A 10,109-nucleotide genomic window follows, 5' to 3' on the forward strand; every position below is an offset into this window, starting at 1 on the left:
CCTGCGCTCCCGCGAAATTATACCAAGGCTCTGGTATAAATCGTTAACAGTTACTACCGCAAATCCTTGATATTACTGGCTTTGCGAGCACAAAATATTGTATCAAAAACACAGATTTTGCTTGATATTCCGTCAATGCCTTGGTATAATTATACCAAGGAGGTGGGTTATGGAAATCAAGATAAATGAGCCCTGGATCACTGATAAAGTCCGCATTCAGAATGGTTACGCATATATTGATCACCCATTCTGGAATGCAGAAAAGCAGCAGGCTGATCATAAGCGTGAGTACATTGGCAAGTATGATGGAACGGACTTCAAGCCCAACAAAAACTTCCATCGTCTCAAAGCTGAATATGAAGCCAGTCTCACGACTTCCAAGACCGGGCCTGTACCAACAGACATCTGTCTTTGTCAGTTTTATGGAGCAACATACCTGCTTGACAGGATTGCTGAAAAGACAGGCATTGCCGGTGATCTTGGAAAGTGCTACGGCTCACTGGCACCACAGATTCTCTCCATAGCTTACTACCTCGTTATCGAGGAAGGGCTGCCATTATACCGTTTCACCAAATGGGGCAGCACCCACAGGCATCCTTATGGCAAGGATATTCCTTCTCAGAGGAGCAGTGAACTTTTCGGACTGATCACTGAAGAATCCAAGATGGATTACTTCAAATATCAGGCAAAGCGCCACTCCTGCGATGAATACCTCGCTTTTGATACAACATCTATCTCCTCATACTCGACTTTGATAAAGCAGGCCAAGTATGGAAAGAACAAGGAAGGTGATTCCCTTCCGCAGATAAATCTTGCTCTGCTGTATGGAGAGGAATCAATGCTCCCTGTTTACTACAGGAAACTGGCAGGTAACATTACTGATGTTAAGACTATAGAGAACCTCGTTAAGGATGTTGATTTCCTTAAACTTGAGAAACTCAAGCTTGTCATGGACAGAGGCTTCTACAGCGAGAAGAACATAAATGATCTGATGAAGCATCATCATAAGTTCCTCATAGGAGCCAGGCTATCACTGAATCTTGTAAGCAGCCGTCTTAACAAGATCCGTGATGATTTCGTTACCCGCTTTAACTATAATTCTGAGCTAAAGCTCTATGTCATGTCATTCACAGAGGAATGGGAATACACCAAGGAAAAACCTCGCTCCGGTGAAGTCATTACTGCCAAGCACCGTATATATCTCCATTTCTACTACAATGACCAGAAAGCTACTGATGACAAGGTACGGTTCAATGCAATGCTTGACCGCCTTGAAAACAACCTGGTAAATGGCACTCCTGATCCGGAAGATACAAAGCTGTATCAGAAGTACTTTACAATACATGAGACACCAGTAAGAGGAAAAACCTACTCATTCAATGAGGATGCAATTCGCAAGGCTGAGCGTAACTATGGCTATTTTGCTCTCATGACCAATGGCATCAAGGATCCTGTCGAAGCGCTTCGTATATACAGGCTGAAGGATCTTATTGAGAAGTCCTTTGGTAACCTCAAAGAGCGCCTTTCCATGCGCAGGATGTCTGTCGCATCTGAAGAAAACTTCGAAGGTAAACTCTTTGTGCAGTTCGTAGCACTGCAGCTGATGTCTTATATCAAAAAACAGATGGATGAACATGGCCTGTTCAGTGATTACACAATGCAGTCATTGCTTGATGAACTGGATGTTATTGAATACTACCAGCAGCCAGGCAGAGCGCATCATCTATCTGAAATAACTAACAAACAACGTAAGCTCTATGAGCTTATGGAAGTACCTGTCCCGACATAATCCTTGGTATAAAATGACGGGACTTTAGGTTATATACATAAACATTGCACACAATCTAATAGGGACAAATACAAAACACAGAGGATATAGGTAATGGGAAGAGTAGAAGTTCGTTACTATTCAAGGACGAAAGCTGGAAACACAAGAAGAATAGCTGAAGCAATAGCCGAAGGGGCTGCAACAAAAGCAGTAAGCATAGATGATGAGCCGAAACTGACAGAAAAAGCGGATATTCTTTTTCTTGGAGGAGCCCCATATGCCAATATAATGGCACCAGAGCTCAGGCAGTATGCTGAGGAACTTGATCCTGGCATGGTGGGAAAGATAGTTCTTTTTACCACCTCAAACTGGTCGAGAAGAACAGTCTTGGCATTGAAGAAAATCTTTAAGGGAAAAGGCATAGCTGTTGCAGAGGATTATTTCTACGCACATATGCTTAATATCGACGGTAAGATTGAGGCAGCAAGACAGTTTGGCGCAGAGAATGGAGTATAAAGACATGAATGTTTATGATTTTACAGTGAAAGACAATAAAGGAAATGATGTATCATTATCTGAGTATAAAGGTAAGGTGCTGCTGATAGTAAATACAGCGACAAAGTGCGGACTTACGCCTCAGTATGAAGACCTGGGAGAATTCAGTGGAATTTTGCCAAGTTTCTCATAGATAAAGAAGGAAATGTTGCTGAAAGGTTTGCACCATCAGCAAAACCGGAAACATTGGTAAGCAGCATTGAGTTACAATTGGGCAGATAACACAAAAGGAGATAAAGTATGAGCAGAACAAACTTTGGAGCAAAGCCACTTATGTACCCACAGCCGGTACTTATTATCGGAACATATGATGAGAACGGTGTTCCCAATGCAATGAATGCTGCCTGGGGAATCACAACAGATTTTAAAGAGATATCTATTAGCCTTTCAGAGCATAAGACTACTGATAATCTTGCTAAAAGAGGTGCTTTTACTGTAAGTATGGCTACTGAAGATCAGGTTGTTGCATGTGATTATGTAGGAATAGAATCCGGCAGGAAGGTTCCTGATAAGTTTGAAAAAGCCGGTTTCCATGCAACAAAGAGTGAGTTTGTGGATGCGCCTCTCATCGATGAACTCCCTCTTGCTTTAGAATGTAAGGTAAAGAGCTTCACAGACGGCATACTTGTTGGCGAGATAGTAAATGTTAGTGCTGACGACAGTGTGATTACAGATGGCAAGGTTGATATGAAAAAGCTTAGACCTATAGCATTTGATCCATTTAACAATGCTTACGTTGGAATTGGTGAGAAAGTTGGCAATGCATTTTCTGATGGAGCTAAACTGAAGTGAGTATAAATTGAGTATAGATTGAGTATAGATTGAGTATGGAAGACCTTTTTTAGGCGTGATATTATTATGATGGACAAGGGAGCAGGCAAGAGCCAAATGCTTCCTTGTTTTTTCATGAGGATTTCATGGATAAGGCATCTGAGCGCGTAGGTAATCAGTCTTTCTTTATTTTGCCAAGTTCTATGCATTTGATACTGTTGCTTGTCTTTTTGACAAGATAAATATTCTTGATTTTGTCGTGTGCGAGCGATAAAATCAACATAGAACATCGTATCAATATGATAACCGGAGGCGGACATGAATCATGATATATTGAAACGGGTCATCCTTGATCAGATTGAGATAATTCAAAGTGCTGAAATCATAGAACGTGACTATGACTTCGAAAAGAATGTCAATTATATTCTTGTCGGGCTTAGACGAGCGGGAAAATCGACACTTTTATATAAAATAGCCAGAGAACTTGTTGAAGCAGGATGCGATTGGTCTCAGATAATTTATGTCAATTTCGAGGATGACAGACTATTGGGGTTTTCAAAGGATGACTTTAATGACATCGTAGAGACTGCTTATGAGTTCACGGATGCCAAAGAGTTATACTATTTCTTTGATGAGATTCAGATCATTGACGGCTGGGAACATTTTGCCAGAAGAATGGCTGATCAGAAAAAGCATGTATACATTACGGGAAGCAATGCTAAGATGCTTAGCTCTGAAATGGAAAAGGCTCTTGGAGGCAGATATTTGTCCAAAATGATCATGCCTTTTTCTCTTAGTGAGTCACTGGATTACAAGGAGATAGCTCATGATGAAAAGGCATTTCTGACAACTTCTAAAGCTGCCAAAGTTCGCAGAGGATGCCAGGAATATATTTTGAGTGGTGGCTTTCCTGAAGCGCAGCTTTTATCCAACAAAAGAGAATATATTAAGAGTGTCTATGAGAAGGTTCTCCTTGGAGACATTATAGAGCGTGAAAAAGTGAATAATAAGATGGCCCTCAGGCTTATGATAAAGAAAATAGCTGAAACAGTGATGCATGAAATATCTTTCAATACGCTGGCAGGGAATGTAAAAGCAACAGGAATTAAGACATCAACAGATTCGATGATTGACTACGTTTCGTACGCTGAAAACGCATATCTCCTGTTCAGAAACAGGAATTATGTCTCGAAGCTTGCAGAAAAAGAGAGCACTCCAAGGTTTTATTTTTATGATAATGGCATTTTGTCATTGTTCCTTGTAGATAAACCATCAGCGCTATTAGAGAATGCAGTTGCGGTATATTTAAAGCGTAGGTTTGAAGAAGTATATTATTTCAAATCCACGCGGACGGGAATAGATATTGATTTCTTTATTCCTGAAGAAAACTGTGCTATTCAGGTTGCGTATAGTTTAGAGACAGCAGAAGACAGAGAGACTAAGAGTCTTGTATCTTTTGCAGAGAAAACAAAGGGGATACGACGCCTTATTATAGTTACTAATGAGGAAGAACGTACGATTACGAAAGATGGTCTTACCATAGAAGTGATACCTGTTTATAAGTTTATTATGGGGGTAGCATTCTGATTGAATATTATATTTTTATATAATGCAGCAGGTTAGGAGTTATATATTTCATGAAAACTATCATTTTCACAATGGGAACAAGAGGAGATATCCAACCGTACATATATCTTGCAAGGGCTCTTAAGAAAAACGGACATGATGTTAAACTCGGTTCTCATCCCTGTTGGAGAAAACTTATTGAAGAATCGGGTATTTCTTTTCTTCCCGTCGGACCTGATATTGATATAGAGATGGAAGCAGCAGTTATCAGAGGTAAAAGTTCAAATGCTGCCCTTAGCATGCTTAGGACAATGAATTTCATATTTAAGATCATTCAGAATTCAACGAATGAAATATATGAGGCATGCAAAGGAAATGATCTTATCATAGTAAGTCACAGTCAGATGGGAGCAGTAGAAGCAGAGGCCTTGAATATTCCCACAGTAAACGTGACTTTGCAGATTGAAATGATCCCCGAAAAGAAAAAGCCGCAGACATTTATTAATAAGCTTATCGGGGGCTTGATCGGTAAACAGATAAACAAGCCATATAACAAGATCAGAAAGGTTTATGGTCTTAAAGCGATGAGAGTCGGTGATTCCCTGATGTCTCAAAAACTCGACCTGATCCCCATAAGTAAATTTGTTGTGACAAGAAGCCCGTATTGGGAAGACCAGCATATTTTGACAGGCTATTGGTTTGAAGAAGAGGAGGTATATTCGCCAAGTGAGGAATTAACAGCCTTTCTTAAAAGTGGTGAAAAGCCTGTTCTGCTCGCACTCGGCGCAATGTCATTCGAAGATAAAGCAGAAACGGATAAACTGGATATGTTTGTCAAAGCATTTCAAAAGGCGGGATGCAGGGCAATCATACAAGGCTTTCAAAAATCACTTGAAGAGTATAAACTTCCGGAAACAATGATGTCTGTTGGGAGTGTTCCTCACAGCTGGCTCTTCAAACAGTGCAGCTTCGTGATTCATCACTGTGGTTTTGGAACATCTGCTGCAACCATGATCTATGGAATACCGTCTATACCGGTTCCTCATGTGCTGGACCAGATGGGATTTGCAATGCAGCTTAGAAATTTAAATGTGGCCACGGAACCATTGAAAGCAAAGGAGCTGACTGAAGAAAATATCTATAATTCCATTGTTCAAATGCAAGATACGTATGATGAAAAAAGCAAAAATGCAATGGAAATATCTGATAAGATCAGGACTGAGGGTGGATTGTCTGAAACAGTACAATTAATTGAAAGTGTTATATGATTTATCTTCTTTTGGCTTCTATCATAAAAGCACTTTATTATAATAGTAGAAAATCTCCATTAATGTGCGTTCACAAAAACGGTTGGTTTCGTGAACACTTTTTTGTTATAAGGAGTTTTTTATATGAAGTGGCTAATATTTCATTTCAGAGTTTTAATGAATAGCTTATGTACATTTCAGATTATGCTTTGTAAAATAATTACGGGCAAATAATAATATATGTGAGGAGAACGAAAAGGTTTATCATGGGGAATTTAATAAGTGTGGCTAAAAGAAACTTAAGCCGAAGGGGTCTGGTGCTGACATTGTGCGTATGCTTTTTTATGGGAGTGTTTAGCATGAATGTTTGTGCCGGGAATAAATTTGCTTACGATTACGGCGTTTTTCTATCGGTAAATGCCGGAAAGAGTGCCATGAAAAAGTTTGGGGATTATAAGACAATTGTCCTCGATGTTCAGAATGGCTTTTCATCAAAAGATATTAAGAAGCTAAAGAAAAAGGGACATAAAGTCTACAGCTATATCAATGTCGGAGCTATAGAGAATTATCGGGATTATTACAGCAGATTCGAAGATATAACACTTGGTGTGTATGATAATTGGCCTGATGAAAAATGGGTCGATGTCTCAACGGAGAAATGGCAGAATTTTATCCTGAATGAGCTTTCTACGGAGATAGATGAAACCGGAGTAGATGGTTTTTTTGTAGATAATATCGATGTTTATTATCTGTATCATACTGAAAACATATATGCCGGTGTGGAAAATATTCTCAAAGGTCTTAGCAAAAAGGGAAAAGTCATAATCAATGGAGGAGATACCTTCATCACAGAATATTACGAGAAAAATGGCAACCTTAACGGGATTCTTGATGGTGTAAATCAGGAGACGGTTTTTTCAAAAATAATTGATTATGATAAGGATAAGTTTGGGAAAAACGACTCCGATGAAACGAAATATTTCAAAAAATACTTAAAGACTGTAAAACGTGCCCATAAAAAATGCTATCTGCTGGAATACACCAAGGATAAAAAATTGAGCAATAAAATAAGAGAATATTGCAAGAAAAAGCATTACAAATACTATATTTCGGGGCGTCTGGATTTGTCCTGAAACTAAAAAATGTATTTCACCTTACGAAAAGTGCAACTCATCTGAGTTGTGCTTTCCTTGGAGAAAACGGTGCCGGTAAATCAACGACAATAAATATGCTGAGCACAATACTTCCAAAGTCATCAGGTGAAGTCCTTGTTATGGGACACGAGCTTGGAAGAGAAGATGATTCCATCAGAAAAGAAATCGGAATCGTTTTTCAGAATTCAGTTCTTGATGGGAAGCTTACAGTTAAGCAGAATCTTCTCACAACCGGAACTTACCTATATATCAGCGTGCGATATCGATTCTGCGACAGATTCAATTGATGAGTATATAAAGACAGGATTCTTTAAGTCACTCGATGTCTGCGGCGGCGAGAATATTCGACCATTTGAAGCTTTTATTCCCCTGTATCGAAAAGCTGAACATTACGGACTTACTAAGATAATACATGTTGGTGAGTCGGGATCTGCAGATGATGTAAGAAAAGCAGTTGAAGTGCTGGGACTTGATGAAGTTCATCACGGGATTGGTGCTGCCACATCAAAAGATACCATGCGATTTTTGGCGGATAATCACATACAGCTCAACGTTTGTTCCTCGAGCAATGTGATGCTTCGCTATGCCAAAGATTATGAGCATCATCCAATAAAGACGCTGGTTGAAAATGGCGTTGAGGTGACAATCAATACCGATGATCTTCTGATTTTCAATAGCTCTATAGAGAATGAATATCTCAAGCTTTACAAGGCAGGAACTTTATCGGTGGAGCAGTTGGAAGAAATAAGACTCAGAGGATTGAACGGGAAAAGGGAACTACTGTGAAGATATATTACAGTAAAATGTACTAAGGTACAAATTGCATGATATCTTAAAAATAACAAAAACACTGAGAGGTACAAATGGTAATGCAGAAGTTTTTCAAAAATCATACAGTGCTGGCAATTATAGTAGCATTTGTTTTAGATTTGGTTATACATGAGGCAATATGGCAAATTATAAAGATATTTCGGTTATCGTTTGGGGCATCTAATGTGGCGTTCTTTGTTAGGGAGATAATAACCAAGGTTTTGCCGTCATTTTTCATAGCATTTATCATAGGAACAACGGATTCATTAAAAAAACCATTTAGAAATTTAGGTAACAGTCTATTATCAGGTGCAATAATATTGGCTATATCAATTATGGGAACTGTTGTAACTATAGTGGATACAATTAATGGTTTTGCCAGGTTTAAATCAGTAACTGAGATCTTTTTTTATATTTGTTTTGTCCTTATGATTGGCCTTTCTGAGGAATTGTTCATGAGAGGAACTGTAACGCAACTTATCATGGATAGGCTTGGTATAGAGGGAAAGAGAGCTGTACTATCCGTAGTTTTGGGAGCACTGTTTTTTGGGATATATCATTTTCGAAACTATTTTGCGAACGGGAATATTAAGGCGACATTGATTCAGGTTCTTGCTAATACAATGTTTGGATTATTGATGTGTGCAATATATGTTAAGTGGCAGAATCTACTTGGAATGATTATTCTTCATGCTGCTTTGGATTTTATGACACTATCGAAGTACGGACTAATAGCTGGGAAATCTATTGCTGATAGAGCATCAAGCACTGGAGGAAATCTTAGACAGACGATAGTAAGCAATTCAGTTTTTGTGATTGCTGCAATCATTGTGATGATTCATAAAAAGAAGGGTTTCCAAACTTGATACTAAACAATGTTTTTAACATCGTAGTAGTAGAGGATAAAATTGGAAGATATTGGAGGACAGTATGTCTGAAAGACCTACACTAACGTTGGGATTAAAGAGACAAGATTTTCTTGAATATTATTACCTGAAGGAAGAACTTGTAAAGTTCTGCCACGATAACGGGTTGCCTGCTTCCGGCGGAAAACAAGAGCTTACTGAGAGGATTGCATACTATCTTGATACGGGGAAAATCAAGAATTCATCGGGGACAGCATCTACTAAAAGAAAGGCAAAGATAACCACTATAACAGAGACCAGTAAAATTGAAGAGAACATTATTTGTTCGGAGGTTCATAGAGCCTTTTTTAAGAGCAAAATAGGAGAGTCATTTTCTTTCAATGTGACATTTCAAAAATGGCTCAAAGCGAATTCTGGGAAAACATATGGTGATGCCATTGATGCTTATTATGAGATCAAAAGAACAGCAAAGCAGGGGCAGACCGTTATTGGAAAGCAGTTTGAGTATAATACCTATATCAGGGATTTCTTTGCAGATAACAAAGGTGCTTCGCTGGATGATGCTATAAGATGCTGGAAGTATAAGAAAAGCCGCAAAGGTCAAAAAAAATATGAGAGATCTGATCTTAAAGTGTTGGAACAGTAAATCGGAATAAAAACCATCGAATATCAGCATGATTGGTTTTTTACGAGCTTATTTGCACACAGTCGATAATGATTGTGTGCAAATTTTCTATTCAGTATAATGGTAGAGTCTTTGTTTTCTTAAATAACACGTGTAATCATTTGCAGCAGAAGAAATCACATGTTTTTTTAAAAAAGTTGTTGACTGTAAACGCCTGAAAAGTGATGATGTGGATATTGCATCCTTCGATGTAGATAAGTATTGGAATGTCCTGGAGGATGCAGAGCGCAGGGGCAATAAATTTATGGACATTGCCAGGGATATAGCAATACAGAGAAAAAGACAGTATTTAGTTACATGGGTTGGACAGACATGAATGGTAATCTTTATGATTTTCCGAAAAGTGTTATAAAGTTTATCGGTCTTATATTTATTTTGGGAATAGCATGTTGTTTTATGATGTATCAGCGAGAAAACTCCTTCCGACATAGTCGGTGGGGGATGAATCGCTGACCCTCAGCGCTTCGCTTTGCTGTATCGTCCTGTTCTTTCATATTTTCTTTTGTGGTCATCCGTGCGCTGGCTTTCTATATATTTTTTCACTGTTTCAAGTGAAACGGACCCGGTTGTGGCACAAAAATAGCTCCTGCTCCAGAAAAGAGCATCTCCCCACAGAAATTTTTCTATATGTTCACGATATTTGATCCTGACTTCTTTAGAGAGCTGGGACTTTAAGGTGTTGATCAG

At 38.8% G+C, this 10,109-nt stretch carries 12 protein-coding genes and 1 pseudogene; 12 read left to right on the forward strand and 1 reads right to left on the reverse strand.

Features of this window, described 5'->3' with window-relative positions; translation table 11 throughout:
• Positions 1-169: 169 nt before the first annotated feature.
• The 12 genes and pseudogenes from BMW61_RS20970 (at position 170) to BMW61_RS22240 (ending at position 9,738) form a co-directional block, all read left to right on the forward strand.
• Entirely contained in the window at positions 170-1,789 is a 1,620-nt protein-coding gene (locus BMW61_RS20970) for an IS1634 family transposase (protein WP_091823332.1), read from the forward strand.
• A 93-nt stretch (positions 1,790-1,882) separates the two neighbouring features.
• The gene (locus tag BMW61_RS20975; RefSeq protein WP_091825914.1) at positions 1,883-2,284 is read left to right on the forward strand and encodes a flavodoxin family protein; all 402 of its coding nucleotides are present in this window, start codon (positions 1,883-1,885) and stop codon (positions 2,282-2,284) included.
• A gap of 4 nt (positions 2,285-2,288) precedes the next feature.
• A pseudogene (locus BMW61_RS23130) lies at positions 2,289-2,420 on the forward strand (glutathione peroxidase); the annotation flags it as partial.
• Positions 2,421-2,563: 143 nt separating this feature from the next.
• Positions 2,564-3,115, forward strand: a complete 552-nt coding sequence (locus BMW61_RS20985) for a flavin reductase family protein (RefSeq protein ID WP_091825918.1) — start codon at positions 2,564-2,566, stop codon at positions 3,113-3,115.
• Positions 3,116-3,412: 297 nt separating this feature from the next.
• A complete protein-coding gene (locus BMW61_RS20990) occupies positions 3,413-4,681 on the forward strand; it encodes an ATP-binding protein (protein WP_091825921.1) in 1,269 nt (422 codons plus the stop codon).
• Between the two features lie 50 nt (positions 4,682-4,731).
• The gene (locus BMW61_RS20995) at positions 4,732-5,928 is read left to right on the forward strand and encodes a glycosyltransferase (protein WP_091825924.1); all 1,197 of its coding nucleotides are present in this window, start codon (positions 4,732-4,734) and stop codon (positions 5,926-5,928) included.
• A gap of 338 nt (positions 5,929-6,266) precedes the next feature.
• Entirely contained in the window at positions 6,267-7,040 is a 774-nt protein-coding gene (locus BMW61_RS21000) for an endo alpha-1,4 polygalactosaminidase (RefSeq protein WP_051204908.1), read from the forward strand.
• 95 nt (positions 7,041-7,135) lie between these two features.
• Positions 7,136-7,348 (forward strand): P-loop NTPase family protein, encoded by a 213-nt coding sequence (locus BMW61_RS23000; protein WP_044929168.1) that lies wholly within the window; start codon positions 7,136-7,138, stop codon positions 7,346-7,348.
• Positions 7,257-7,847 (forward strand): amidohydrolase family protein, encoded by a 591-nt coding sequence (locus BMW61_RS21010; protein WP_175475334.1) that lies wholly within the window; start codon positions 7,257-7,259, stop codon positions 7,845-7,847. The genes BMW61_RS23000 and BMW61_RS21010 overlap by 92 nt, the downstream gene beginning before the upstream one ends.
• A 77-nt stretch (positions 7,848-7,924) precedes the next feature.
• Positions 7,925-8,737, forward strand: a complete 813-nt coding sequence (locus BMW61_RS21015) for a CPBP family intramembrane glutamic endopeptidase (RefSeq protein ID WP_091825935.1) — start codon at positions 7,925-7,927, stop codon at positions 8,735-8,737.
• A 64-nt stretch (positions 8,738-8,801) separates the two neighbouring features.
• On the forward strand, positions 8,802-9,383 hold the full coding sequence (locus BMW61_RS21020; RefSeq protein WP_091825938.1) for a DUF6434 domain-containing protein: 582 nt from the start codon (positions 8,802-8,804) through the stop codon (positions 9,381-9,383).
• A gap of 208 nt (positions 9,384-9,591) precedes the next feature.
• Complete coding sequence (locus tag BMW61_RS22240) at positions 9,592-9,738, forward strand: hypothetical protein (protein ID WP_175475335.1); 147 nt, start codon at positions 9,592-9,594, stop codon at positions 9,736-9,738.
• 140 nt (positions 9,739-9,878) lie between these two features.
• Here BMW61_RS22240 and BMW61_RS21025 read toward each other — a convergent pair.
• Positions 9,879-10,109: transposase (locus BMW61_RS21025; protein WP_175475336.1), on the reverse strand; the 231-nt coding region annotated here is incomplete at its 5' end.

The sequence above is a fragment of the Butyrivibrio sp. ob235 genome, assembly GCF_900109475.1.
In the GTDB taxonomy this organism is placed as follows: Bacteria; Bacillota; Clostridia; order Lachnospirales; family Lachnospiraceae; genus Butyrivibrio.